The following is a 24984-nucleotide window of genomic DNA, read 5'->3' as shown; positions in this document are numbered from 1 at the left end:
GGGGCGGGTCGGCAGCCGGCGTTGCGAGTGCCTCCGGCAACTGCTGAGGCCGGGGCCTCGCTGAGGGGGCGGCGTGTGACCGCCGCTCGCAGTGACTGCCTGCGGCGTCGGTGCTGGGGCCGGGGCGTTGCGCAGCCCGGCGGAGCGGGGTGCCGCCGCGCCCACCCGTGCCGCCCCAAGCGGCACGACTGCCCGCAGCGGCGGCAGGTTGCCCGCAGCGGTGGCCGGTTGCCCGCGGCGGTGGCCGGTGGTCCCGGCGCGACGGGTGTCGCTGCGCCCGCCGTGTCGGCCTGAGCGGTGGTGGGCCCGAGGGGTACGGCTGCCCGCGGCGGCGGCGGGTTGCCCGCGGCGGTGGCCGGTGGTCTCGGCGCGGCGGGTGTCGCTGCGCCCGCCGCGTCGGCCCGAGCGGCGCGGCCGCCCGCAGCGGCAGCAGGTTGCCCCCAGCGGTGGCCGGTGGCCCCGGCGCGACGCGGTGCCGCTGCGCCCGCCCGTGCCGCCCCAAGCGGCATGCGCCGGTGGCGGTGCGGTTGTCCGCAGCTGGGCCGATCGCGCCCGCGCAGGTCGGCTCAAAGGCGACCCCGCGTGCTCTCGTGAACCCTTGACAGGGGTGTGGTGCGCGTCAAATCTGGGCGCAGAGCCGCTCGCCCCAAGGGGAGGCGATGATGCCTGCAGCGCGGGAATCTCTACTGGACGCCGCTTACACGGCGCTGGCGCGCCGGCCGTGGTCCGCCGTGCGGATGGTGGACGTGGCCGCGGCGGCAGGAGTGTCCCGGCAGACGCTGTACAACGAGTTCGGCAGCAAGGACGGGCTCGCCCGGGCGCTCGTGAGGCGAGAGGCCGACGGGTATCTCGCCGGGGTCGACCGCGCGCTCACCGGGCAGAGCGACCCGCGCGAGCGGCTCACCGCCACCGCCGAGTGGACCACCTCGGCGGCCCGGGAGAACGCCCTCGTCCATGCCATGCTCACCGGCTGCTGGAGCGAACGGCTGCCGTCCCCGGCCCTGTCGGCCGTGCGCTCCACCTCCGCCGTACCGGCCCAGCGCCGCGCCGACGGCCCGCTGCCCTCGCCCGGCGAGTTCGTCACCCTCGTCCGCGACCGTGCCGTCATCGCCCTGGCAGGACCCGGCACCCCCAAGTCCGACACCGCCGACCTTGCCCGCTCCTGCGAACTCGCCGTCCGGCTCGCCCTGTCCTGCGTCGCCGCGCCTCCCGGCGAGGGCGGCGTCGCCGAACTGGTCCGCAGCGCCCTTCACCGGCAGGCGGGCTGACGGGACGTCAGTGCGACGAACCCGACAACTGGAGCCCGATCACACCGATGATGACGAGGCTGATCGACACGATCTTCAGCGTCGACACCAGGTCGCCCAGGAACACCATGCCGTAGATCGCCGTGCCCGCCGCGCCGATGCCGGTCCACACGGCGTAGGCCGGACCCACGTCGAGTTTCTTCAGCGACAGGGTCAGCAGACCGAAGCTGCCGAGGGCGAAGATGCAGAACGCGACCGTCGGCCAGAGCCGGGTGAAACCGTGCGACAGCTTCAGGCACACGGCGAAGCCGGTCTCGAGCACCCCCGCCACTATGACCAGCAGCCACGCCATGAGTCGTTCCTCCCGTATCCCACGTTCAGCGACCGCTGAGTCAGCTTGGTGCGATTATGCACTTACCGTCCGCACGCCATGACAAACAACGCGGAGGTCAGTCGCCTTCCTTGCGCTCCCGCGTGGCCAGCAGCCGCCGCAGCGAGTACAGCCGCGCCGGATCCGCGTGCCCCTCGGCCACCCACGCGTCCAGCGCACAGTCGGGCTCGTCGTGGCTGCACGCGCGCGGGCACCCCTCGGTGCCCGGCTCCAGGTCGGGGAAGGCATGGATGACCCGGGACGGGTCGACGTGGTGCAGGCCGAAGGACCGCAGGCCCGGTGTGTCGATCACCCAGCCGTCGCTGCCCGCCAGGGGCAGTGCCAGTGCCGAGGTGGTGGTGTGCCGGCCACGGCCCGTCACCGCGTTCACATGCCCGGTCGTACGGCGCTGCTCCTGGGGCACCAGCGAGTTGACCAGCGTCGTCTTGCCGACGCCGGAGTGGCCGACGAACGCGGTGATCTTGCCGTCGAGCTGCTCCCGTACGCGGGCGATGGCGGTGCCGTTCTGGAGTTCCTCGCGGCTGGTGACGACGTAGGGGATGTCGAGGTGGCCGTACAGCTCCAGCAGTGTGTCGGGCGGGGCGAGGTCCGACTTGGTCAGGACCAGCAGCGGGTCCAGGCCGCCGGCGTAGGCCGCGACCAGGCAGCGGTCGATCAGCCGCGGGCGGGGCTCCGGGTCGGCCAGGGCGGTGACGACGGCCAGCTGGTCGGCGTTGGCGACGATCACGCGCTCGTAGGGGTCGTCGTCGTCCGCCGTGCGGCGCAGCACGGATGTGCGCTCCTCGATGCGGACGATCCTCGCGAGCGAGTCCTTCTTGCCGGACAGGTCGCCGACGATCGCCACGCGGTCGCCGACCACCGCCGCCTTGCGGCCCAGCTCCCGGGCCTTCATCGCCATGACCACACGGTCCTCGACGAGGCAGGTCAGCCGGCCCCGGTCGACGGTGAGGACGAGGCCCTCGGCGGCGTCCTCGTGCTTGGGCCGGATGTTCGTCCGGGGCCGGGTGTTCCGGCGGCCGGGACGGGTGCGGATGTCGTCCTCGTCGGTGTGCTTGCCGTAGCGGCGCATGACTTGATCCCCGCGTCCTACGCCCCGAGCATCCCGGTCCACAGGTCGGGGAAGTCGGGCAGGGTCTTGGCCGTCGTCGCCACGTTCTCGATCTGCACGCCCTCCACGGCGAGACCGATGATCGAGCCGGCCGTGGCCATGCGGTGGTCGTCGTAGGTGTGGAAGATCCCGCCGTGCAGCCGGCGCGGGCGGATGTGCAGGCCGTCGGCGGTCTCCGTGACGTCACCGCCGAGTTCGTTGATCTCCTTGGTCAGCGCGGCCAGGCGGTCCGTCTCGTGCAGCCGCAGGTGCGCCACGCCGCGCAGGGTCGACGGGGAGTCCGCGAGGGCCGCGACCGCCGCGACGCCCGGCGTCAGCTCGCCGACCTCGCTCAGGTCGACGTCGATGCCGTGGACCGAGCCGGAGCCGGTGAACACGAGCCCGAACTCGGTCAGTTCGCAGGAGCCGCCCATCTCGGTGAAGATCTCGCGCAGCCGGTCACCGGGCTGGGTGGTGCGGGCCGGCCAGTCCGGGATGACGACCTTGCCGCCGGTCACCAGCGCCGCCGCCAGGAACGGCTGGGCGTTGGACAGGTCCGGCTCGATGACCAGGTCCCGGCCGAGCAGGGCACCCGGCGTGACCCGCCAGACGTTCGGCTCGCCGCCCGACTCGGGTGTGTCCACCTGGGCGCCGACCGCGCGCAGCATGTCGACGGTCATGCGGATGTGCGGCATGGAGGGCAGCGTGGCACCGGTGTGGCGGACCTCGACGCCCTGGTTGAAGCGCGGGCCGGACAGCAGCAGGGCGCTCACGAACTGCGACGAGGAGGACGCGTCGATCTCCACCGGGCCGCCGTCCAGGGCGCCGCTGCCGTGCACGGTCAACGGCAGCGCGCCACGGCCGTCGTCGTCGATCCGGGCGCCGAGCAGCCGCAGCGCGTCGATGACGCCGTTCAGGGGACGCTCGTACGAGCGGGGATCGCCGTCGAAGCGGACGGGGCCGTCGGCGAGCGCGGCGACCGGGGGCAGGAACCGCATCACCGTGCCGGCGTTGCCGACGTCGACGGTGGCCGGGCCGCGCAGGCTCGTGGGGAGCACCCGCCAGGCCTCACCGGTGCCGTCCGGGCCCACGCCCTCCTCGATCTCGATGCCCATGGCGCGCAGCGCGCCGGCCATCAGCAGGGTGTCGCGGGAGCGCAGGGGGCGGCGCAGCCAGCCCGGTTCGGACGCGAGGGAGGCGAGGACCAGGGCGCGGTTGGTGACCGACTTGGACCCGGGCACGTGGACCGTCGCGTCGACGGCTCCGCTCGCGTGCGGGGCGGGCCAAAGGGCGGTGTCTGCGGTGTTCGGGGCCATGGCTTCACTTTATAAGGAGCGGTGGTCCGGGTGCGGCGCCGCGGGGGCCGGTCGGGCCCACGCGGTTCAGCCGCACATCGGCACAGCGCCGCGTCCCTCGGGCCGGCCGGTCACAGCTCCAGCAGCCAGCGCCCCCCGCCGATCAGCGAGCACAGCGACACCGCGTGGAAGAGAAACAGCCACAGCGCCGCCGGCACATGCGTCAGCCGCGACAGCTGGTCCGCGTCCGAGTCCCCCGCCCCGCCGCGCGACCGCTTGGCCTGGAGCTCGAACGCCGGACGGACCCCGCCGACCAGCAGGAACCACACCACCACGTACGCGAACGCCGCCTGGACCTGAGGGCCGGCCAGCCACGACACCAGGACGAACAGGCCGCCGGTGACGATCACGGTGAGGGCGCCGTACGCGTTGCGGATCATCACGAGCATGGCCAGCAGCAGGGCCGTGGCCAGCCACAGCAGCAGCGTGATGCGGCCGGAACCCAGCAGGGCCGCGCCGCCGAGGCCCAGCAGGGGCGGGGCGGTGTAGCCGGAGGCCGCGGTGAGGATCATGCCGATGCCGTACGGCTTGCCGCGGCTGACGGTCAGGCCGCTGGTGTCCGAGTGCAGCCGTATGCCGGTGAGGGTGCGGCCGCTGAGCAGCGCCACGAGCCCGTGGCCGCCTTCGTGGGCGATGGTGATGGCGTTGCGGGAGATGCGCCACAGGCCGTGCGGGACCACCACGGCGAGCGCGGCCACCAGGGCAGCGATTACGACCCACAGGTCGGGGTCGGGCTGGGTACCGGAGACCTCGTCCCAGAGGGAGGCGAGCGAGGCGGTTGCGGTGCTGTCCATGTGCGGCGTTGGCTCCCTGTGGGCGGACTCGGAAGGGGTGGCGCGAAGCGCCTCGTTGAGGGGTGGTGGTCGGGAGACGGGTGGGCCTGGCAGTGTGGCACGTATGTGCGGACGGTATGCGGCCAGTCGTAGGCCAGAGGATCTCGCAGGAATCTTTGAGATCGAGAAGTGGGAGCCCGAGGAGACTCTGGAGCCCGACTACAACGTGGCGCCCACCAAAGAGGTCTACGCCGTCCTCGACCGCCCTGTGAAAGACGCCGACGACCCGCGCCCGGTTCGGCAGCTGCGCACGCTGAAGTGGGGGCTCGTCCCCTCCTGGTCGAAGACCCCCGAGGGTGGCGCCCGGATGATCAACGCCCGCGCGGAGACCGTCCACGAGAAGCCGTCCTACCGCCGCGCCTTCACCTCCCGGCGCTGCATCCTGCCCGCCGACGGCTACTACGAGTGGGTCACCGGCACGCAGGAGCGCGAGCTGGAGGTCGAGGGCAAGAAGAAGCGGCCCCGCAAGCAGCCCTACTTCGTGACCCCGGCGGACGGGTCGGTCTTCGCGATGGCCGGCCTGTACGAGTTCTGGCGGGACAGGACGCTGCCGGACGACCACCCGCAGGCCTGGTGGGTCACGTGCTCCGTCATCACCACCGAGGCCGAGACGAGCCCGCTGGCGGTGTCCCCGGCGGACGGTCCGCGGGCCCTGGCCGAGATCCACCCCCGGATGCCGCTGATGCTGACGCCCGACCGCTGGGACGCCTGGCTGGACCCGTCCCGCACGGACGCCGGCGAACTGCGCGAGCTGCTCGCCCCGCCGCCCGCCGGACTGATGCGCGCCTACCCCGTCACCACCGCCGTCAGCAACGTCCGCAACAACGGCCCGGAGCTGCTGAAGGAGCTGGAAGGGCCCGAAGAGGGCACACTCTTCTGACGTGACCAACGTGACGAAAGGGTCCGACGCGACCACAGAGACCGTCGAGACCGTAGAGACCGAAGCCGGCCCGGCCAGTATCACCTGGCACACGGCGAAGAAGGCCCGGCTCGTCCTCGCCGTCAGCCACGGCGCCGGCGGCGGCATCGAGGCTCGCGACCTGAGGGCCCTGGCCGCCGTCCTGCCCGCCCACGGCGTCACCGTGGCCCGGGTGGAGCAGCCCTGGCGCGTGGCCGGGAAGAAGCTCGCGCCCGCGCCCAGGACCCTGGACCTCGGCTGGCGGGGCATCTGGCCCGCCCTCGCCGAGTCCGGACTGCCGGTGGTGTCCGGGGGCCGCAGCGCCGGGGCCCGGGTCGCCTGCCGCACCGCCGCGGAAGTCGGCGCCCACGCGGTGCTCGCCCTCAGCTTCCCCCTCCACCCGCCCGGCAAGCCCGAGAAGTCCCGCGCCGCCGAACTGCTGGGATCCGGGGTGCCCACCCTGGTCGTCCAGGGCGGGAACGACCCCTTCGGCAGGCCCGGGGAGTTCCCCGAGGGGCCGTACGAGCTCGTCGAGGTGCCGTACGGCGATCACGGCTTCGCCGTGCCCAAGCGCGCGGAGATCACGCAGGAGGAGGCAGTGGCGGTCATCACGGACGCGGTCGTGGAGTGGACCGGGTCACTGGGGTGAAGCCCCGGGAATGCAGGGGCGGCGAGCACTGTTGTGCGGGACATACGTGCTGGAGACCAGCACCGACGCCGTAGGAGAGGGAGTCCGCCGCATGGGTTCGATCTACTGCCCGAGCCGCACCGGCCGCGCCGACCTGGACTGGACGGTGCTGCACGCGGCCAAGACCGCGCCTATTCGGGCGGCGGGCGGACCGGATCGTCGTCTATCCTCCGATTCTGGTGAGACCGGTCTCGGTCTCGCGAGAACACTGGAGGAGGTGGGTCCGGTCACAGGGACCGACGCAGGGACCGAACACGGCCACGCGGAGCAGCCCGAGGGCCAGGGCGGCACGGGCGCGGAGACGGCCGCGGAGCGCAACGCGCGCTTCGAGCGGGACGCGCTCGAGTTCCTCGACCAGATGTACTCGGCCGCGCTGCGCATGACGCGCAATCCGGCCGACGCCGAGGACCTGGTGCAGGAGACGTACGCGAAGGCGTACGCGTCCTTCCACCAGTTCCGCGAGGGCACCAATCTCAAGGCGTGGCTGTACAGGATCCTCACGAACACCTTCATCAACTCGTACCGCAAGAAGCAGCGGGAACCGCAGCGCTCGGCGGCCGAGGAGATCGAGGACTGGCAGCTCGCCCGCGCCGAGTCGCACATGTCGACGGGTCTGCGCTCCGCGGAGTCGCAGGCGCTCGACCACCTGCCCGACTCGGACGTGAAGCAAGCGCTCCAGGCGATCCCCGAGGAGTTCCGCATCGCCGTCTATCTGGCGGACGTCGAGGGCTTTGCCTACAAGGAGATCGCCGACATCATGGGGACACCCATCGGTACGGTGATGTCCCGGCTGCACCGGGGCCGCCGTCAGCTGCGCGGCATGCTGGAGGACTACGCCCGTGACCGCGGGATGGTCCCGGCCGGCGCCGGAGAGTCGAACGAAGCGAAAGGCTCGGGGTCATGAGCTGCGGAGAGCCGCACGAGACGGATTGCAGCGAAATCCTCGATCATCTCTACGAGTTCCTCGACCGTGAGATGCCGGACTCGGACTGCGTGAAGTTCGAGCACCACTTCGAGGAGTGCTCGCCCTGCCTCGAGAAGTACGGGCTCGAGCAGGCCGTGAAGAAGCTGGTCAAGCGCTGCTGCGGGCATGACGACGTGCCGGGCGATCTGCGCGACAAGGTCATGGGGCGGATCGAGCTGATCCGCTCCGGCCAGGCCGTCCCCGAGCAGGACGTCACGGCCTCGCCGGCCACGCCGCAGGAATCCTGACACTTCCGCGCTTTTCAACTACCCCGCCTTCGAGGGGGGTAGTCATCCTCGAACGCATCACTCGAACGTGCGAATCCGCGGGTTATCGGCCCGCGGAGCCCCCCACCGCCGTCCTAGGCTCCGGGCCTGATGGACATGGCCGGGGGAGGGCTCATGGAAGCGGTACCGGTGCGGGCACGTGCGTATGTCGCCTGTGTCGTCCTCGCCGCCCTTCTCTGTCTGCTGCCGCCGCCGGGCGTCCGTACGCCCTGGGGGGCCGTGCTGCTGCTCGCCGTGCTGTACGCGGGCTGTGAGCGCGTCGCCCGGTCCCGGTTCGTCGGGATCTCCCATCCGGCCGGGACCTTCTATCCCGTGCTGCTCGCCGGTGCCTTCCTGCTGCCCGCGACCGCCGCCGCCCTGGTGGCGGTGCCCGGTGCGCTGCTCTCGCACGTGGAACAGCGGCCCGTGGCGCTGCGGCGGGTGTGGCGGGCCGCCCAGCACGTCCTCGGCGTGTGGGCCGCGGCCCGGGTGCACTGGGCGCTCGGCGGGCGGGACGCGGTCGTCGCGGGCGACGTGCCCTACGCGCTCGGGCCGGCCGGGGCGGCCGTGCTGGCGTTCTGCCTGGTGCTCGCGCTGCTGGACGGCGGGATCCTGGCCGTGGCCGAGCGGGTGCCCGTGCGGCGGGCCTGGCGGGGGCTGGTGGCGCGCTCCCTCGCGCCCATCGCCGTGCACGGGCTGGCCGGGCTGATGATGGCCGTGCTGTGGCGCAGCCCGTACGGTCCCGTGGCCGCGCTGCTCGTGCTGCTGCCGATGTGTGTCTCCTGGTGGGCCTTCGCGCAGTACCACCGGGAACGGGCCGCCCACCAGGCGACCATCCGGGCGCTGGTCCAGGCCGTCGACATCAAGGACGGGTACACGCGCGGGCACAGCGAGCGCGTCGGACAGGCCTCCATGATGATCGCACGCGAGCTGGGCATGGACGACGAGCGCGTCGAGGTGCTCCGGTTCGCCGGGATCCTGCACGACGTCGGCAAGCTCGGCGTCCCCACCCGGCTGCTCAGGAAGGACGGGCCGCTGACGCCCGAGGAGCGGCGGGTGATCGAGCTGCACCCCGAGTACGGGCACGAGATGGTGCGCGGCATCGGCTTCCTCGGGGAGGCCCGCGCCGCCGTACTGCACCACCACGAACGGCTGGACGGCACCGGGTACCCCTATGGTCTGGTGGGCGGTCAGATCCCGGAATCCGCACGGGTCGTGGCCGTCGCGGACGCCTTCGACGCCATGACCTCCACCCGCAGTTACAGCAGGGCCCGGCCCGTCGAGGTCGCCCTGGCGGAGCTGAAGCGGTGCTCCGGCAGCCAGTTCGACCCGGTGATGGTCGCGGCCCTCGTGGAGGCCGTCGGCCGGGCGGGATGGCGCCCCGCCGTGACCGCCGACGACGTCCGCCCGCCCCGGACTCCGCCGCCCGGCGCACCCGTCTCCAGCCCGCCGGGGGCACACCGGTGAGCGCGTACCGCCCGCCGCCGCTCTTCACCCTCGTCCACGCCTGTGCCGCCCTCCTCGCCACCGGCTCCCTCGCCGTCACCCTGTACGGCGGGCTGGAGGAACGCCGGGTCGCCCTCGCCTTCGGCGTCCTCGTCACCGTCGGGGAGCTCGCCCGGCGCAACGGGGCGCAGGTCAGGGAGCCGGCGCCGCTCGGAGCCGCCGCGGCCCTGTCGTACGCGCTGCTCGGCGAGGCCGGTGGGCGGGCCACGCACCACGGCCTGGCCCAGGTCGTCGCCGTCGTGCTGGCCGGCTCGCTGCTCGGCAGCGTCCCGCACGTGGCACGCGGGCAGGGGCCCACGCTCGACCATCTGGCGCGCCGGGTGCTCACCGTCGGGTTCGTCGCCGTCTGCTTCCAGCCCCCGTACAACCGGGGCATGTTCGACGACTGGGGCGGTCCCGCCTACGCGCTGCTGCTGCTCGCGCTGCTGTCCCTGACCGCGCTGTGCGACGCGGTGCTCGCCGCCGCGCTGGCCCATTCCCGCACCGGCTGGCCCTTCGGGCCGGTGCTGCGGGACGAGCTGCGGGCCGTGTGCGGCATCGGCTCCGCCGTCATCGCGACCGGGGCGGTGATGGCCCTGGCGGTCGCCGTCGTGGGGCTGTGGGCGCTGCCCGTCTTCTCCGTGCCGCTGCTGCTCGCCCAGATGTCGTTCCGCCGGTACGCCGCCGTCCGGGCGACCTACCGGCAGACCATCGCCTCCCTCGCCCGGGCCACCGAGGTCGCCGGGTACACCCCGGCCGGGCACGCCCGCCGCGTCGCCGCGCTCAGTCAGGCGGTGGGGCGTGACCTGGGTCTCACCGAGCCCGAGCTGGCCGTGCTGGAGTACGCCGCCCTCATGCACGACATCGGCCAGCTGAGCCTCGTCGACCCGGTGCCGGCGGGCGCCACCGCCGGCCTGCCCGCCGCGGAACAGCGGCGGATCGCACTGCTCGGCGGGGCCGTCGTACGGCAGACGGGTGTCGACGAGGCGGTCGCCGTGGTCGTGGAACGGCAGGCCGACCCCGCTGCTGAGCAGCCGCTCGCCGCGCGGATCGTCCGGGCCGTGAACGCGTACGAGGAGAAGTCCCGGGAAGGTGGCCTGGGCGGACCGCTGACGGCGCTGGAGGAACTCCGGCTCGCCACCGCCGGGGAGTACGCCCCGGAGGTGGTGGAATCGCTGGCCCGGGTACTGGCAAGGAGCAGTCTGACCTTGCCCGTGACGGGGTAACCCATGGGTAATGAGCGCCCCGGAGGCCGTACGTGGTTGGATGCGAAGAAGAAGGTGTCCGGGGGCTCGAAACACAGCTACGGCCAGCCCACCGCACGGAACTGGCAGGCGGGAATCGTGAGGATCTTCGGCAAGGGACGGCACCGGCCCTCCGCCTCCTGGCGGCAGGCCACAGACCGGGCGTTCACTCTCATCGGCGATGGCCGGTACGAGGACGCGGGCGCACTGTTGACACGTGCCGCCGATCTGGAGCCCTGGCTGTCCGAGTCCTGGTTCAACCTCGCCCTGCTGCACAAGTTCCGGCACGACTGGGAGCAGGCGCGGGCGGCGGGCCTCAGGGCCGTGGCGCTGCTCGACCGGGACACCGGCGCGCCCGACTGGTGGAACGTCGGCATCGCCGCGACCGCCCTGCAGGACTGGCCGCTGGCCCGGCGCGCCTGGCAGGCCTACGGGCTGCGGGTGCCGGGAGCGGCCAACGACCCCGGTGAGCCCGTCGGCATGGACCTCGGCAGCGCGGCCGTACGGCTGTCCCCGGAGGGGGAGGCCGAGGTCGTGTGGGGGCGGCGGCTGGATCCCGCGCGGATCGAGGTGCTGTCCATTCCGCTGCCGTCGTCGGGGCGGCGCTGGGGTGAGGTCGTCCTGCACGACGGTGTGCCGCACGGGGAGCGGACCACGGCCGCGGGACACACGTACCCGGTGTTCGACGAGATCGAGCTGTGGGCGCCGTCGCCGGTGCCGACGTGGGTGGTGCTGCTGGAGGCGGCGACCGAGGCGGACCGGGACGCGCTGGAGCAGCTTGCGGCGGACGCGGGGTTCGCCGCGGAGGACTGGTCCTCTTCGGTGCGGTTGCTGTGCCGGATGTGTTCCGAGTCACGGATGCCGTCCGACGAGGGCGACGGGGAGCATCTCGACCCGCATGATCACAGTGAGCCGGGGCATCCCGGGCCGCTGGGGCATCGGACGGACGGGCAGCTGTGGGTTCCCGAGCGGGAGTGCGGGCTGGCCGCGCCGGCTTCGCTGGTCCGGGGGTTGCTGGACGGGTGGGTCGCTGACAGTCCGGATTCTCGGGATTGGCGGGATTTGGAAGAGGTGTGCTAGGTCCTTTGCCGGGTGCGGCGCCGTCGTGGTTTCTCGCGCCCACGCGGCGGAGCCGGACATCGATACAGCCCCGCGCCCCTGAAGCGGCGTCCGACACCCGCGTAACCTGTATCAGCATCTCAGCCCGGTTTGGTTCAGGAAGGCGTACGTAACGTCATGGCTCAGCAGGACACCGATCAGCAGCGCGCGGGCGTGCTCCCCGTCGATGACGAGGGGTACGTGATCGACACGGAGGACTGCGAGGAGCGCGAGGCGGCCTGGCGGGAGCGGGGTACCTCACGGCCGATCACGGTGGTCGGGAACCCGGTGCTGCACAAGGAGTGCAAGGACGTCACCGACTTCGGCGACGAGCTCCAGCAACTGGTGGCGGACATGTTCGCCTCGCAGCGCACCGCCGAGGGTGTGGGCCTGGCCGCCAACCAGATCGGCGTCGACCTGAAGGTCTTCGTCTACGACTGCCCGGACGACGAGGGAGTCCGGCACACCGGCGTCGTCTGCAACCCCAAGCTCGTCGAACTGCCCGCCGAGAAGCGCCGGCTGGACGACAGCAACGAGGGCTGCCTGTCGGTGCCGACCGCGTACGCGCCGCTCGCCCGGCCCGACTACGCCGAGGTGACCGGGCAGGACGAGAAGGGCAACCCGATCCGGGTGCGCGGCACCGGATACTTCGCTCGGTGTTTGCAGCACGAGACCGACCACCTCTACGGCTACCTGTACATCGACCGCCTCTCGAAGCGCGAACGCAAGGACGCGCTGCGGCAGATGGCCGAGAACGAGCCCCGCTACCCGGTCGTGGCGAACGACTGAGACCTCACGGACACCAGGCGCACGGCGCCTGTTCGGGATTCCCGCCCTGAACAGGCGCCGTTCGTCTGTGCCGTTCGCCTGTCCGTCGCACGTTCGATCGCTTCTGCTCTCCTGGTGATCCGGCGCCGGCCACACAACGGGAGGTTCCCGGCACTGTGGGGTAGTGAATGAAGCAAATGCGTTCCCAGAACGGTCAGTTGTAGGGCTGCATGGAGGGAGCGGGTTATGCAACGGCGCACGCCCGGCACGGAAGGAGGGGCGCCCGCGCCATCTGGCGGCTGAGAGGGGTTAGTTCGTGCATGCTTTGTCACACGGCACCACATCGACACCGACCACCATCGCAGTTCCACCGTCGCTCTCCCTTCCGGTGATCGAGGCGGCGTTTCCCCGGCAACTCCACCCGTATTGGCCGAAGTGCCAGGAGAAGACCCGGGCCTGGCTGCTCGAAAAGCGGCTCATGCCTGCGGACAAGGTGGAGGAATATGCCGACGGCCTGTGCTACACGGACCTCATGGCCGGGTACTACATCGGCGCCTCGGACGAGGTGATGCAGGCGATCGCGGACTACAGCGCCTGGTTCTTCGTCTGGGACGACCGCCATGACCGCGACATCGTGCACGGCCGCGCGATCGCCTGGCAGCGGCTGCGGGACCGGCTGCACGCGGCCCTCGACTCCCCCGGGGAACACCTGCACCACGAGGACCCACTGGTCGCCGGGTTCGCGGACAGTGTGCTGCGGCTGTACGCCTTCCTGCCGACGACCTGGAACCTCCGGTTCGCCCGGCACTTCCACGCGGTGATCGACGCGTACGACCGGGAGTTCCACAATCGCACGCACGGCATCGTGCCCACGGTCGAGGAGTATCTCCGGCTGCGCCGGCTCACCTTCGCCCACTGGATATGGACGGACCTGCTGGAGCCGACCGCGGGATACGAACTCCCCGACGCCGTACGGAAACACCCGGCCTATCGGCGGGCCGCGTTGCTGAGTCAGGAGTTCGCCGCCTGGTACAACGACCTCTGCTCGCTTCCGAAGGAAATAGCGGGCGACGAGGTGCACAATCTCGGAATAAGCCTCATCACCCATGAGGGGCTGACCCTGGAACAGGCGGTCGTGGAAGTCAGACGCCGCATCGAGATATGCATCAGGGAATTCCTCGACGTCGAACAGGAAGCATTACGGTTCGCCGACTCCCTCGCCGACGGCACCGTGCGGGGAAAGGAACTCGGCGCCGCCGTGCGGGCCTGTCTGGGAAATATGCGGAACTGGTTCAGCTCCGTCTACTGGTTCCACCACGAGTCCGGCCGGTACAGGGTCGACAGCTGGGACGACCGGTCCACGCCCCCGTACGTCAACAACGAAGCGGCAGGTGAGAAATGACCGTCGAGTCTGTGAAGCCTGAAGCCCCTCTGGCTGCGGAGCTGCGGGAACCGCCCCGGGCGGGCGGCGGTGTCCCCGTCCTGGGGCACGGCTGGAAGCTGGTGCGCGACCCGCTGGCGTTCATGTCCCGGCTGCGCGACCACGGCGACGTGGTCCGGCTGAAGCTCGGGCCGAAGACGGTGTACGCCGTCACCACCCCGGAGCTCACCGGCGCGCTGGCGCTGAGCAACGACTTCATCATCGCCGGGCCGCTGTGGGAGTCCCTGGAGGGGCTGCTCGGCAAGGAGGGCGTGGCCACGGCGAACGGCCCCCGCCACCGCCGTCAGCGGCGCACCATCCAGCCCGCCTTCCGGCTCGACGCCATCCCCGCCTACGGGCCGATCATGGAGGAGGAGGCACACGCGCTCACCGAGCGCTGGAAGCCCGGCGAGACCATCGACTGCACCTCCGAGTCCTTCCGCGTGGCCGTGCGCATCGCGGCCCGCTGCCTGCTGCGCGGCGACTATATGGACGAGCGGGCGGAGCGGCTGTGCGTCGCGCTCGCCACCGTCTTCCGCGGGATGTACCGGCGGATGGTGGTGCCGCTCGGACCGCTCTACAAGCTGCCGCTCCCGGCCAACCGCGAATTCAACCGGGCCTTGGCCGATTTGCATCTCCTGGTGGACGAGATCGTCGCCGAGCGCCGCGCATCCGGTCAAAAGCCGGACGATTTGCTGACGGCATTGCTGGAGGCGACGGATGAGAATGGCGATCCCATCGGGGAACAGGAGATCCACGATCAGGTCGTCGCGATCCTCACTCCCGGCAGCGAAACCGTCGCCTCCACGATCATGTGGCTGTTGCATATGCTCGCGGAACACCCTGAACACGCCGACCGGGTGCGCGACGAAGTAGAAGCCGTCACCGGTGGGAGGCCGGTGGCATTCGAGGACGTCCGAGAGCTCAGGCACACCAACAATGTCGTGGTCGAGTCCATGCGTTTGCGCCCCGCGGTGTGGATTCTGACGCGCCGGGCAGTGCGGGACACGGAACTCGGCGGATACCGGATTCCGGCCGGTGCGGACATCGTCTACAGCCCGTACGCGATCCAGCGCGACGCGAAGTCGTACGCGCGGCACCTGGAGTTCGACCCCGACCGCTGGCTGCCGGACCGCGTCAAGGACATCCCGAAGCACGCCATGAGCCCGTTCAGCACGGGCAACCGCAAGTGCCCGAGCGACCACTTCTCGATGGCCCAGCTGACCCTGATCACGGCGGCGCTGGCCGGCACGTACCGCTTCGAGCAGGTGGCCGGCTCGAACGACGGCACGCGCGTCGGCATCACGCTGCGGCCGCACGAGCTGCTGCTGCGGCCGGTGCCGAGGTGAGCGTGGGGGAGGATCAGGCTGCCTCGGGGCCCCGGAAGGTCCGCCGGTAGGCGTTCGGCGTCGTGCCCACGGCCCGGACGAAGTGGTGGCGCAGCGTGGCCGCGTTGCCGAACCCCGTTCGACCGGCGATCGCGTCCATGGTCTCGTCCGTCGCCTCCAGCAGCCGCTGGGCCAGCAGGACGCGCTGGCGCAGGATCCAGCGGTAGGGAGTCGTCCCCGTCTCCTGCTGGAAGCGACGGGCGAAGGTGCGCGGGGACATGTGGGCGCGGGCGGCCAGCTGCTCGACGGTGACCTCCTCGTCGAGGTGCCGCTCCATCCACGCCAGCAGCTCGCCGATCGTGTCGGCCTCGGGGTGCGGCAGCGGGCGCTCGATGTACTGGGCCTGGCCGCCGTCGCGGTGCGGCGGCACCACCATCCGCCGGGCGATCTTGTTGGCGACCTCGGAGCCCTGCTCCTTGCGCACCAGGTGGAGGCAGGCGTCGATCCCGGCGGCCGTGCCGGCGGAGGTGATCACCGGGTCCTCGTCGACGTAGAGCACGTCCGGCTCCACGACGGCCCTTGGGTACTGCCGGGCCAGGGCGTCCGCGTGCTTCCAGTGCACGGCGCAGCGGCGGTCGTCCAGCAGCCCGGCAGCGGCCAGCACGAAGGCGCCGGAGCAGACGCTGAGCACCCGGGCACCGCGGGCGACCCCACGCCGCAGGGCGTCCAGGAGCTCCGGCGGGAACTCACGGGACGCGTAGCTGTGCCCGGCCGGCACCGCGATCAGATCGGCCGTCTCCAGCCGCTCCAAGCCGTGCTCCACCTGGAGTGAGACGCCCGAGTTCATGCGCAGGGCCGGGCCCTCGGCCGAGGCCACCGCGAAGTCGTAGACCGGCAGGCCGTCGTCGCTGCGGTCCGTGCCGAAGACCTCGCACACCACACCGAGTTCGAAGGGGTTCACGCCGTCGAGGAGGACGACCGCCACGTTCTGGAGCATGTCTCCAGTGTGCCTCGTCAGTGGCAGTAATTCGAGGGTCTCCGGCAGTACTGCCACTGACGGTAAGGAGTCATCGGCGCGACAGTGGTGTCCATGGACACGAACCAGACGCAGACACTCATCGCAATGATCTTCGTACTCGGGACGCTGGTCCTCCTGGTCCTCCCGTCAGTGATCGGTATCGTCCGCGACCGGCGCGTCGACCGTCAGATCAGGGAGGCCCAGGAGGCCCGCGAGGACGAGCGGGCTCAGAAGTCCTCGTCCAGGTCGACGGTGCCCTCCACCGCCACCTGGTACGCGGAGGGCCGCCGCTCGAAGAAGTTGGTCAGCTCCTGAACCCCCTGGAGCTCCATGAAGGAGAAGGGGTTCTCGGAGCCGTACACCGGAGTGAAGCCCAGGCGGGTGAGCCGCTGGTCGGCGACGCACTCCAGGTACTGCCGCATCGACTGGGTGTTCATGCCCGGGAGGCCGTCACCGCACAGGTCGCGCGCGAACTGCAGCTCGGCCTCGACGGCCTCGCGGAGCATGTCCGTCACCTCCTGCTGGAGCCGGTCGTCGAACAGCTCCGGCTCCTCCTTGCGGACGGTGTCGACCACGTCGAAGGCGAACGACATGTGCATCGTCTCGTCGCGGAACACCCAGTTGGTGCCGGTGGCCAGGCCGTGCAGCAGGCCACGGCTGCGGAACCAGTAGACGTAGGCGAAGGCACCGTAGAAGAACAGGCCCTCGATGCACGCGGCGAAGCAGATCAGGTTCAGCAGGAAGCGGCGGCGGTCGGCCTGCGTCTGAAGCCGGTCGAGCTGGTCGACCGAGTCCATCCACTTGAAGCAGAACGCCGCCTTCTCGCGGATGGAGGGGATGTTCTCGACGGCCGCGAAGGCCGCCGCCCGGTCGTCGTGGTCGGGGAGGTAGGTGTCCAGGAGCGTCAGATAGAACTGGACGTGCACGGCCTCCTCGAAGAGCTGCCGGCTCAGGTAGAGCCGCGCCTCGGGGGAGTTGATGTGCTTGTACAGCGTCAGCACCAGGTTGTTCGCGACGATCGAGTCGCCCGTGGCGAAGAAGGCGACCAGTCGGCCGATCAGGTGCTGCTCCGCCGGTGACAGCTTGGCGAGGTCGGCTACGTCCGAGTGGAGGTCGACCTCCTCCACGGTCCAGGTGTTCTTGATGGCGTCCCGGTAGCGCTCGTAGAAGTCCGGGTAGCGCATGGGGCGCAGGGTGAGCTCGAAGCCGGGGTCGAGAAGGTTCTGGGTGGTCATTATTGGCAGGCCTCGCAGGACTCGGGGTTTTCCAGGGAGCAGGCGACCGCTTCGGGGTCCGGGGTGGCCTGCACGGGGACGGTGGCCTGGGCCGCGCGGGCGATGCGGGTCGCCGGGCGCGAACGCAGGTAGTAGGTGGTCTTCAGCCCGGACTTCCAGGCGTAGGCGTACATCGAGGAGAGCTTGCCGATGGTCGGCGTCTCCATGAAGAGGTTCAGGGACTGGGACTGGTCCAGGAACGGGGTCCTGGCCGCCGCCATGTCGATCAGGCCGCGCTGCGGGATCTCCCACGCCGTGCGGTAGAGGGCGCGTACGTCCTCGGGGATCCAGGCGAAGTCCTGTACCGAGCCATTGGCCTCGCGCAGCGCCTCCCGGCTGCGGGCGTCCCACACGCCGAGCCGCTTCAGCTCCTGCACCAGGTAGGAGTTGACCTGGAGGAACTCACCGGACAGCGTCTCGCGCTTGAACAGGTTGGACACCTGCGGCTCGACGCACTCGTACACGCCCGCGATGGAGGCGATCGTGGCCGTCGGCGCGATGGCGAGGAGCAGCGAGTTGCGCATGCCCGTCGCGGCGACGCGCTCGCGCAGGGCCGCCCAGCGCTCCGGCCAGGTCAGCTCCACGTCGTAGTGGTCGGGGTGCAGCACGCCCCTCGCCGTACGGGTCTTCTCCCAGGCCGGCAGCGGGCCGTTGCGCTCGGCGAGATCGGCCGAGGCCTCGTAGGCGGCGAGCATGATCCGCTCGGCGATGCGGGTGGAGAGCCGCCTGGCCTCCGGCGAGTCGAAGGGCAGGCGCAGCTTGAAGAAGACGTCCTGCAGGCCCATGACCCCGAGGCCCACCGGACGCCACCTGGCGTTGGAACGGCCCGCCTGCTCGGTCGGGTAGAAGTTGATGTCCACGACCCGGTCGAGGAACGTGACGGCCGTACGGACGGTCTCGTCCAGCCGCTCCCAGTCGATGTCCCCGCCGGACCGGTCGACGAGCGCGCCGAGGTTGACCGACCCCAGGTTGCAGACCGCCGTCTCGCCGTCGCTGGTGACCTCCAGGATCTCCGTGCAGAGGTTGGAGGAGTGGACGACGTGGCCCGGCTCGGCCGTCTGGTTGGCGGTGCGGTTGGCAGCGTCCTTGAAGGTCATCCAGCCGTTGCCGGTCTGCGCGAGGGTGCGCATCATGCGGCCGTACAGCTCGCGCGCGGGCAGGGTCTTCTTCGCCAGGCCCTTCGCCTCGGCCGCCCGGTACGCGGCGTCGAACTCCTCGCCCCACAGGTCGACCAGCTCGGGCACGTCCGAGGGGGAGAACAGCGACCACGGCGCGTCGGCGTTCACGCGCCGCATGAACTCGTCGGGCACCCAGTGCGCGAGGTTCAGGTTGTGCGTACGGCGGGCGTCCTCGCCGGTGTTGTCGCGCAGCTCCAGGAACTCCTCGATGTCGGAGTGCCAGGTCTCCAGGTAGACCGCGGCGGCACCCTTGCGGCGGCCGCCCTGGTTCACCGCGGCGACCGAGGCGTCGAGGGTCTTCAGGAACGGGACGATGCCGTTGGAGTGGCCGTTGGTGCCGCGGATCAGCGAACCGCGCGCACGGATGCGGGAGTACGCGATGCCGATGCCGCCGGCGTGCTTCGACAGCCGGGCCACCTGGTGGTAGCGGTCGTAGATGGAGTCCAGCTCGTCCTTGGGGGAGTCGAGGAGGTAGCAGGACGACATCTGGGGGTGCCGCGTGCCGGAGTTGAAGAGGGTGGGGGAGGAGGGGAGGTAGTCGAGCCGGCTCATCAGCCGGTAGAGAGCCGCCACTTCGTCCAGGGCGCGGGTGGTGTCGTCCTCGGCGAGGCCGCTCGCCACGCGCAGCATGAAGTGCTGGGGCGTCTCGATCACCTTGCGGGTGATCGGGTGCCGGAGCAGGTAGCGGCTGTGCAGCGTGCGCAGGCCGAAGTAGCCGAAGCGGTCGTCGGCGGCCGTGTCGATCAGGGCGTCGAGACGGGCGGCGTGCAGGCGCACGAACTCGGCGGTCCGGTCGGCGATGAGGCCCTCCCGGTGCCCGACCGCCACCGACTCGGTGAAGCAGGTGACGCCCTGCGAGGCGGCCTCGGCGCGGATCCCGATCGTCAGCAGGCGCGCGGCCAGCCGGGAGTAGGCGGGATCCTCGGAGATCAGGCCGGCGGCCGCCTCCGTCGCCAGTTCGCGCAACTCCGACTCGTCGGCCCGCGCGGACCGGCCGCGCAGCGCGGCGGCGGCGACCCGGCCGGGGTCGGCGTCGGGCAGGTCGGCGGTCAGCTCGGTCAGGGTCCGCAGCAGCGCGGCACCGGGACCGTCGTGCTCTTTTTCCGCGGCTGAGACCGGATCGGCTGGCGCGATGGTCACGTGGGGCTCTCCCTCGCTCGGCACGGGGCCTCACACAGGGCAGGGGGCAGCACGCGAGCGCAGGCGGCGTCGCGTCCACCGGCCCACTCCGCGAGGCCCGGACGTCAGGGCGCACCGGCCGGGCGGCCGGGCGCGCTGTCGGCAGGTCCTCGGACTTAAGCCTGTGCGCGAAAACGCACAAGTACACCGTTGCGGGACAGTTCCGGATTCGCACCGGATTCCCCTGCGGCGACAGCGAGCATGAGCATACATCTTGTGCCGAGTGGCGGAAGCACCCCTAGATGTAGTGTCGCGACGGTTTCACAGCGTCAACTCGTAGGTGAGGAGAGTGATGTCGGGAAGCTCCGGAATCGGGTTCCAGTCGCGCTCCGGGACACGGACGAAGCCGAGGCGTTCGTAGATGCGGTGGGCGGAGTGCATGGTGCGCTGCGTCGACAGGACGACGCGGACGCAGCCGTCCGTCGCACGGGCGCGGTCGACGCAGGCGCGGACGAGGGCCTCTCCGGCGCCGCGGCCGCGGGCCTCATGGGCGACGGCGAGCATCCGTATCTCGGCCTCCCCGGGCCGGGCGAGGTCGGCCATGGGGCCGCCGACGGGGACGAACGTGACGCCGCCGAGGAGGTGTTCGCCCCGGGTGGCCACCAGGACGTCCGCGGCGGCGGCCCGCTTGGCCACGTCCCTGAGTTCGCCGAGGTACCAGTCGCTCTCGCCGAAGTCGAGGAGGCCGTCCTTCAGGTAGGCCTGGGCGGTGATCTCGCCGAGGGCGTCGTATTCGGTGGGCTCCACCCGCCGGATGAGGATGTCCATGGTCCGAGTGTGGCGGACGGGTATGACAACGGGCCGCCGGTTTCTCACCGACGGCCCGCTGTCACCTGCGGCTCAGTGCGAGGTGCCCGCCGTCGCCGGCGGCAGCTCCACCTGGACGCCCGGGTCGCCCGCGTCCGCCGTGTAGTCCTCCGGCTTGGTCTCGTCGATGCCGTCGGGGGCCTTCAGGGCCTTCAGGACGAAGGTCAGGACGACGGTGACGACGACGTTCAGGACGAACGCCGTGAGGCCGATGTAGCCGATCTCGCCGATGCCCGGGATCTCCTTCGAGGAGCCGCCGAAGTGCTTCTGGGTCGGAGAGGCGACACCGTACGCGGCGACCGTGCCGTAGACCATGCCGACCGCCCAGCCCGCGAGCAGCGCCCAGCGGTGGAACCAGCGGGTGAACAGGCCGCCGACCAGGGCCGGGAAGGTCTGCAGGATCCAGATGCCGCCCAGGAGCTGGAAGTTGATGGCGACCGTCTTGTCCATCGTGAGGACGAAGGCCAGCGCGCCCACCTTCACCAGCAGCGAGACCAGCTTGGAGACCTTGGTCTCCTGCGCGGGCGTCGCGTCGGGCTTGATGAAGTCCTTGTAGATGTTGCGGGTGAAGAGGTTCGCGGCCGCGATGGACATGATGGCCGCCGGGACCAGGGCGCCGATGCCGATCGCCGCGAAGGCCACGCCCGCGAACCAGTCCGGGAACATGGTCTCGAACAGCTGCGGGATCGCCAGCTGCCCGTTCTGCACCTTGATCCCGGCCGCGATCGCCATGAAGCCGAGCAGCGCGAGCAGGCCCAGCATCAGCGAGTACAGCGGCAGGATCGTGGTGTTGCGGCGGATCACGTCACGGCTCTTCGAGGACAGGGTCGCCGTGATCGAGTGCGGGTACATGAAGAGCGCCAGCGCGGAGCCCAGCGCCAGCGTGGCGTACGTCCACTGCCCCGCCTCCGGCGGCGCGAGCGCCCCGCGCGGAGCGCCCGTCGCCGGGTTGGTCTGGCTGAACGCGTCGCCCGCCTTGGCGAAGATGTCGTCGAAGCCGCCCAGCTTGATCGGGATGTAGATGATCGCCACCGCGATGACGATGTAGATCAGGGTGTCCTTCACGAACGCGATCAGCGCAGGCGCCCGCAGACCCGACGAGTACGTGTACGCCGCCAGCACGCCGAAGGCGATCAGCAGGGGCAGGTCCTTGATGAACCAGTTGGTGTTCTCGCCGCCTCCGATGCCCATGACGTCCAGCACGGCCTGGATGCCGACCAGTTGGAGCGCGATGTACGGCATCGTGGCCAGGATGCCGGTCACGGCCACGGCCAGCGACAGGCCCTTGGAGCCGAACCGGCCGCGCACGAAGTCGGACGTCGTCACGTACCCGTGCTTGTGCGAGACCGACCACAGGCGGGGCAGGAACGTGAAGATGAGCGGGTAGACGAGGATCGTGTAGGGCACCGCGAAGAAGCCGGCCGCGCCCGCCGCGTAGATCGCCGCCGGTACGGCCACGAAGGTGTACGCCGTGTACAGGTCGCCGCCGAGCAGGAACCAGGTGATCCAGGTGCCGAACGAGCGGCCGCCCAGGCCCCATTCGTCCAGGCTGTGCTCGTTCTCGGCCTTGCGCCAGCGCGCGGCCAGGAAGCCCATGACCGTGACGGCCAGGAAGAAGAAGATGAAGACGGCGAGTGCGACGCCGTTCACGCCGTCGTTCACTGTGACGCACCGCCCTTCGCGGCAGAGCGGGCGCGCTGGTCACGCTGCCACAGCTTGTAGGCGATCATCGTCAGCGCGGTGGAGATCAGCACCCACGCCATCTGGTACCAGTAGAAGAACGGGATGCCGATGAAGGCCGGGTCGGTCTTGGCGTACGAGCCGACCCAGAGCATGGCCACGAAGGGCGCTATGAGGCAGAGGCCGATGACGACGCGCATCGGCGTCACCATCGCCCCTCTGCTGGCTTCTGGGGCTTGCGACATCAGGCGGCTCCATCCCCTCAGTGATCACCTGTGTAATGCGCAGGCAATCTAGGTCAGGGTGCGGCGGGAACGGAACCCCTCGTCCGCAATGCGGTACCCAAAAGAAACCGAGCTCAGCAGCCCTCGCACCGTCCCGCGCGGGAACTACTCCTGGGGCCGCTTCAGACGCGCCACGAACTTGTACCGGTCCCCCCGGTACACCGACCGCACCCACTCCACCGGCTGCCCGTCCCGGTCCAGCGAGTGACGGGAGAGCATCAGCATCGGCAGGCCGACGTCCGTGCCGAGCAGGCCGGCCTCGCGCGGGGTGGCCAGCGAGGTCTCGATGGTCTCCTCGGCCTCGGCGAGGTGGACGTCGTAGACCTCGGCGAGCGCGGTGTAGAGCGAGGTGTACTTCACCAGGGACCGGCGCAGGGCCGGGAAGCGCTTCGCGCTCAGGTGGGTCGTCTCGATGGCCATGGGCTCGCCGTTGGCCATGCGCAGCCGCTCGATGCGCAGGACCCGTCCGCCGGTCGTGATGTCGAGCAGCCCGGCGAGGCGGTCGTCGGCGGTGATGTAGCCGATGTCCAGGAGCTGCGAGGTGGGTTCGAGGCCCTGGGCGCGCATGTCCTCGGTGTACGAGGTCAGTTGCAGCGCCTGCGAGACCTTCGGCTTGGCGACGAACGTGCCCTTGCCCTGGATGCGCTCCAGCCGGCCCTCGACGACCAGCTCCTGGAGCGCCTGGCGCACGGTCGTGCGCGAGGTGTCGAACTCGGCCGCCAGGGTGCGCTCGGGCGGGACCGGCGTGCCGGGCGCCTGGGTCTCGGTCATGTCGAGCAGGTGCTTCTTCAGGCGGTAGTACTTGGGCACGCGTGCGGTGCGGACGGGCGCCCCGCTGTCGTTCTCCGCACTGCTGATGTCGGTGCTCATGCTCCGCCTTCCCGGCTCCTGGGCCGACACGATCTCACTTGTATACCGTCGGCGCCGCTTTTGGTCTAGTCCACGACTCCAAGTGGTCTACCTGGAGTATGCCGCGCCCGGCGGGGTTTTCGCCGGGTTCTTACTTAAAGGTTCCTGCATATGTAGGTCGCATAACGGCTGGTCAGAGCTTATTCCGGACCCTTGACAGCCCTGCTGGTCTGGTCCAAGCTCCCCGTACTGGTCTACACCATTGGTCCAGGGTCCTGGCCCCACGAACGCGGGGAGCAGGGGGGTCGGTGGCATCCCTGAGGAGGGTGGCGTGAAGCGCAAGCTGATATCCGCGATCGGTATCGCGGGCATGGTGGTCTCCATCGCGGCGTGCGGGGGCGAGGGCGGCAGCGGGGGTTCGGACAAGGGCGCGGACGCCAAGGAGCTGACCGTCTGGCTCACCGTCGACGCGCAGAACAACTGGCCGCAGCTGGTGAAGGCCGCCGACGCGGCGGTGCAGAAGAAGCACCCCGGCCTGAAGATCAACCACGAGTACTACGGCTGGCCCGACAAGAACGCCAAGCTCGACGCCGTCCTCGCCACCGACAAGGCCCCCGATGTGGTCGAGATGGGCAACACCGAGATGCTCGGCTACATGGTCAAGGGCGCCTTCGCCCCCCTCGACGCGGGCGAGTTCGACAGCTCGGACGCCTGGCTGGACGGCCTCAAGGCCTCGGTGACCTACGAGGGCAAGACCTACGGCGTCCCGTACTACGCCGGCGGCCGCGTCGCCAACTGGCGTAAGGACGTGGCGGCTTCGGTCGGTGTGAAGACGCCCCCGAAGACGTACAAGGAGCTGGCCGCCGCCCTGGACAAGATCCAGAAGAAGCAGGGCAACAAGTTCAGCGCCTGGTACCAGCCGACCCGCGACTGGTACGCGGCCATGTCCTTCGTCTACGACGCCGGCGGCGCCATCGCCACCGAGTCCGGCGGCCAGTGGAAGGCCTCCCTGTCCTCGCCCGAGTCCCTCAAGGGCCTCAAGGAGTTCAAGAACGTCGTCGACTCCTACATGCACGGCGACAAGACCAAGGACGAGTCGGACCGCTACATCGTCTACGGCCAGGGCAAGTCCGCCATGATCTTCGCCGCCGCCTGGGAGGGCGCGACCGCCGAGGACCCGAAGAACGACAAGACCGGCAAGCTCAAGGGCAACCTCGAGAACTTCGTGATGCCCGGCCCGTCCGGCAAGAACATGCCCGTCTTCCTGGGCGGCTCCGACCTCGCCGTGCCGGTGAAGTCCGACGCGCAGGCCCTGGCCGCCGAGTGGATCAACGCGTTCACCGGTTCCTCCGGCCAGCAGGGCCTGATGGCCAAGGGCAATCTGCCCAACAACAAGACCGACCTCGCGACGCTGAAGAAGGACCCGAAGACGGCGGTCCCGGCGACCGCGGCCGAGTCCAACTGGTTCGTCCCGATGGCCCCCGGCTGGGGCCAGGTCGAGAAGGCGCAGATCCTCCAGACCATGCTCCAGAGCATCGGCACCGGCAAGAAGTCGGTCGAGGCCGCCGCCAAGGAGGCGGACGCCGCGATCGACAAGGTCATCAACACCAAGTGACCTGTGAGCGGGGCTCCTGGTCGGGGAG

23 protein-coding genes and 1 riboswitch are annotated in these 24984 nt (G+C 70.6%); of the genes, 12 read left to right on the top strand and 11 right to left on the bottom strand.

From position 1 onward, the window contains the following. Positions 1 to 659: 659 nt before the first annotated feature. A complete protein-coding gene (locus tag CCL05_RS28730) occupies positions 660 to 1268 on the top strand; it encodes a TetR/AcrR family transcriptional regulator (protein WP_086563511.1) in 609 nt (202 codons plus the stop codon). Positions 1269 to 1275: 7 nt separating this feature from the next. Here CCL05_RS28730 and CCL05_RS28725 read toward each other — a convergent pair whose 3' ends face one another. The 4 genes from CCL05_RS28725 to CCL05_RS28710 form a co-directional block, all read right to left on the bottom strand. Further along, positions 1276 to 1599 carry a DMT family transporter gene (locus tag CCL05_RS28725; protein ID WP_086563510.1) on the bottom strand — a complete coding sequence of 108 codons (324 nt, stop codon included), beginning with the start codon at positions 1597 to 1599 and terminating at the stop codon, positions 1276 to 1278. A 97-nt stretch (positions 1600 to 1696) separates the two neighbouring features. Then, on the bottom strand, positions 1697 to 2707 hold the full coding sequence (rsgA, locus tag CCL05_RS28720) for a ribosome small subunit-dependent GTPase A (protein ID WP_086563509.1): 1011 nt from the start codon (positions 2705 to 2707) through the stop codon (positions 1697 to 1699). Positions 2708 to 2724: 17 nt separating this feature from the next. Next, a complete protein-coding gene (aroA, locus tag CCL05_RS28715; RefSeq protein WP_086563507.1) occupies positions 2725 to 4041 on the bottom strand; it encodes a 3-phosphoshikimate 1-carboxyvinyltransferase in 1317 nt (438 codons plus the stop codon). 110 nt (positions 4042 to 4151) lie between these two features. Continuing rightward, complete coding sequence (locus tag CCL05_RS28710; protein ID WP_086563506.1) at positions 4152 to 4874, bottom strand: M50 family metallopeptidase; 723 nt, start codon at positions 4872 to 4874, stop codon at positions 4152 to 4154. 103 nt (positions 4875 to 4977) lie between these two features. Between CCL05_RS28710 and CCL05_RS28705 the strand changes: the two genes are divergently transcribed. The 10 genes from CCL05_RS28705 to CCL05_RS28660 all read left to right on the top strand — a co-directional run bounded on the left by CCL05_RS28705 (position 4978) and on the right by CCL05_RS28660 (position 15093). Beyond that, positions 4978 to 5793: an SOS response-associated peptidase gene (locus CCL05_RS28705; protein ID WP_086563504.1), complete on the top strand. Its 816-nt coding sequence runs from the start codon at positions 4978 to 4980 to the stop codon at positions 5791 to 5793. Positions 5794 to 5803: 10 nt separating this feature from the next. Next, the gene (locus tag CCL05_RS28700; protein WP_208641641.1) at positions 5804 to 6460 is read left to right on the top strand and encodes an alpha/beta hydrolase family protein; all 657 of its coding nucleotides are present in this window, start codon (positions 5804 to 5806) and stop codon (positions 6458 to 6460) included. A 256-nt stretch (positions 6461 to 6716) separates the two neighbouring features. Then, a complete protein-coding gene (gene sigR / locus CCL05_RS28695) occupies positions 6717 to 7403 on the top strand; it encodes an RNA polymerase sigma factor SigR (RefSeq protein WP_086563501.1) in 687 nt (228 codons plus the stop codon). Further along, the gene (rsrA, locus tag CCL05_RS28690) at positions 7400 to 7711 is read left to right on the top strand and encodes a mycothiol system anti-sigma-R factor (RefSeq protein ID WP_033314427.1); all 312 of its coding nucleotides are present in this window, start codon (positions 7400 to 7402) and stop codon (positions 7709 to 7711) included. The genes sigR and rsrA overlap by 4 nt, the downstream gene beginning before the upstream one ends. 153 nt (positions 7712 to 7864) lie before the next feature. Next, positions 7865 to 9196 carry an HD-GYP domain-containing protein gene (locus CCL05_RS28685; RefSeq protein WP_086563499.1) on the top strand — a complete coding sequence of 444 codons (1332 nt, stop codon included), beginning with the start codon at positions 7865 to 7867 and terminating at the stop codon, positions 9194 to 9196. Next, on the top strand, positions 9193 to 10440 hold the full coding sequence (locus CCL05_RS28680) for an HD-GYP domain-containing protein (RefSeq protein WP_208641640.1): 1248 nt from the start codon (positions 9193 to 9195) through the stop codon (positions 10438 to 10440). Before CCL05_RS28685 ends, CCL05_RS28680 begins: the two co-directional genes overlap by 4 nt. A 117-nt stretch (positions 10441 to 10557) precedes the next feature. Further along, entirely contained in the window at positions 10558 to 11538 is a 981-nt protein-coding gene (locus CCL05_RS28675; protein ID WP_086563513.1) for a tetratricopeptide repeat protein, read from the top strand. 156 nt (positions 11539 to 11694) lie between these two features. Beyond that, positions 11695 to 12345, top strand: coding sequence for a peptide deformylase (def, locus tag CCL05_RS28670; protein WP_086563496.1), 651 nt, complete (start codon positions 11695 to 11697; stop codon positions 12343 to 12345). Positions 12346 to 12640: 295 nt separating this feature from the next. Next, positions 12641 to 13726, top strand: coding sequence for an epi-isozizaene synthase (gene cyc1 / locus CCL05_RS28665; RefSeq protein WP_086563495.1), 1086 nt, complete (start codon positions 12641 to 12643; stop codon positions 13724 to 13726). Continuing rightward, complete coding sequence (locus CCL05_RS28660) at positions 13723 to 15093, top strand: bifunctional albaflavenone monooxygenase/terpene synthase (protein ID WP_086563493.1); 1371 nt, start codon at positions 13723 to 13725, stop codon at positions 15091 to 15093. The genes cyc1 and CCL05_RS28660 overlap by 4 nt, the downstream gene beginning before the upstream one ends. Before the next feature lie 13 nt (positions 15094 to 15106). Here the strand turns inward: CCL05_RS28660 and CCL05_RS28655 are convergent, their stop codons facing one another. From CCL05_RS28655 to CCL05_RS28620, 7 genes are all read right to left on the bottom strand, one after another. Then, positions 15107 to 16069: a GlxA family transcriptional regulator gene (locus CCL05_RS28655; protein ID WP_086563492.1), complete on the bottom strand. Its 963-nt coding sequence runs from the start codon at positions 16067 to 16069 to the stop codon at positions 15107 to 15109. A gap of 248 nt (positions 16070 to 16317) precedes the next feature. After that, positions 16318 to 17325, bottom strand: coding sequence for a ribonucleotide-diphosphate reductase subunit beta (locus CCL05_RS28645; protein ID WP_086563489.1), 1008 nt, complete (start codon positions 17323 to 17325; stop codon positions 16318 to 16320). Next, positions 17325 to 19682, bottom strand: coding sequence for a ribonucleoside-diphosphate reductase subunit alpha (locus CCL05_RS28640; protein ID WP_086563488.1), 2358 nt, complete (start codon positions 19680 to 19682; stop codon positions 17325 to 17327). The genes CCL05_RS28645 and CCL05_RS28640 overlap by 1 nt, the downstream gene beginning before the upstream one ends. A 123-nt stretch (positions 19683 to 19805) precedes the next feature. Continuing rightward, a riboswitch (cobalamin riboswitch) is annotated at positions 19806 to 19930 on the bottom strand. A 52-nt stretch (positions 19931 to 19982) separates the two neighbouring features. Further along, the gene (locus CCL05_RS28635; protein ID WP_086563486.1) at positions 19983 to 20489 is read right to left on the bottom strand and encodes a GNAT family N-acetyltransferase; all 507 of its coding nucleotides are present in this window, start codon (positions 20487 to 20489) and stop codon (positions 19983 to 19985) included. 72 nt (positions 20490 to 20561) lie between these two features. Next, complete coding sequence (gene mctP / locus CCL05_RS28630) at positions 20562 to 22190, bottom strand: monocarboxylate uptake permease MctP (RefSeq protein ID WP_086563484.1); 1629 nt, start codon at positions 22188 to 22190, stop codon at positions 20562 to 20564. Beyond that, positions 22187 to 22453, bottom strand: a complete 267-nt coding sequence (locus tag CCL05_RS28625) for a DUF3311 domain-containing protein (RefSeq protein WP_208641639.1) — start codon at positions 22451 to 22453, stop codon at positions 22187 to 22189. Before CCL05_RS28625 ends, mctP begins: the two co-directional genes overlap by 4 nt. 144 nt (positions 22454 to 22597) lie before the next feature. After that, entirely contained in the window at positions 22598 to 23362 is a 765-nt protein-coding gene (locus tag CCL05_RS28620; RefSeq protein ID WP_086563481.1) for a GntR family transcriptional regulator, read from the bottom strand. 310 nt (positions 23363 to 23672) lie between these two features. On the opposite strand from CCL05_RS28620, the gene CCL05_RS28615 reads away from it, so the two are divergent. Further along, positions 23673 to 24956, top strand: coding sequence for an extracellular solute-binding protein (locus CCL05_RS28615; RefSeq protein ID WP_086563479.1), 1284 nt, complete (start codon positions 23673 to 23675; stop codon positions 24954 to 24956). The last annotated feature ends 28 nt before the right edge of the window (positions 24957 to 24984 follow it).

The sequence above is a fragment of the Streptomyces africanus genome (assembly GCF_002150735.1).
Lineage (GTDB): Bacteria > Actinomycetota > Actinomycetes > Streptomycetales > Streptomycetaceae > Streptomyces > Streptomyces africanus.
This window is presented reverse-complemented; position numbering and strand designations above follow the sequence as displayed.

What these genes read in the sequence shown, in the direction of transcription:
- CCL05_RS28730 (WP_086563511.1), top strand. Translation starts at nt 660, where the DNA reads ATGATGCCTGCAGCGCGGGAATCTCTACTGGACGCCGCTTACACGGCG.
- CCL05_RS28725 (WP_086563510.1), bottom strand. Translation starts at nt 1,599, where the DNA reads ATGGCGTGGCTGCTGGTCATAGTGGCGGGGGTGCTCGAGACCGGCTTC.
- rsgA (WP_086563509.1), bottom strand. Translation starts at nt 2,707, where the DNA reads ATGCGCCGCTACGGCAAGCACACCGACGAGGACGACATCCGCACCCGT.
- aroA (WP_086563507.1), bottom strand. Translation starts at nt 4,041, where the DNA reads ATGGCCCCGAACACCGCAGACACCGCCCTTTGGCCCGCCCCGCACGCG.
- CCL05_RS28710 (WP_086563506.1), bottom strand. Translation starts at nt 4,874, where the DNA reads ATGGACAGCACCGCAACCGCCTCGCTCGCCTCCCTCTGGGACGAGGTC.
- CCL05_RS28705 (WP_086563504.1), top strand. Translation starts at nt 4,978, where the DNA reads ATGTGCGGACGGTATGCGGCCAGTCGTAGGCCAGAGGATCTCGCAGGA.
- rsrA (WP_033314427.1), top strand. Translation starts at nt 7,400, where the DNA reads ATGAGCTGCGGAGAGCCGCACGAGACGGATTGCAGCGAAATCCTCGAT.
- CCL05_RS28685 (WP_086563499.1), top strand. Translation starts at nt 7,865, where the DNA reads ATGGAAGCGGTACCGGTGCGGGCACGTGCGTATGTCGCCTGTGTCGTC.
- def (WP_086563496.1), top strand. Translation starts at nt 11,695, where the DNA reads ATGGCTCAGCAGGACACCGATCAGCAGCGCGCGGGCGTGCTCCCCGTC.
- CCL05_RS28660 (WP_086563493.1), top strand. Translation starts at nt 13,723, where the DNA reads ATGACCGTCGAGTCTGTGAAGCCTGAAGCCCCTCTGGCTGCGGAGCTG.
- CCL05_RS28655 (WP_086563492.1), bottom strand. Translation starts at nt 16,069, where the DNA reads ATGCTCCAGAACGTGGCGGTCGTCCTCCTCGACGGCGTGAACCCCTTC.
- CCL05_RS28645 (WP_086563489.1), bottom strand. Translation starts at nt 17,325, where the DNA reads ATGACCACCCAGAACCTTCTCGACCCCGGCTTCGAGCTCACCCTGCGC.
- CCL05_RS28635 (WP_086563486.1), bottom strand. Translation starts at nt 20,489, where the DNA reads ATGGACATCCTCATCCGGCGGGTGGAGCCCACCGAATACGACGCCCTC.
- CCL05_RS28625 (WP_208641639.1), bottom strand. Translation starts at nt 22,453, where the DNA reads ATGTCGCAAGCCCCAGAAGCCAGCAGAGGGGCGATGGTGACGCCGATG.
- CCL05_RS28620 (WP_086563481.1), bottom strand. Translation starts at nt 23,362, where the DNA reads ATGAGCACCGACATCAGCAGTGCGGAGAACGACAGCGGGGCGCCCGTC.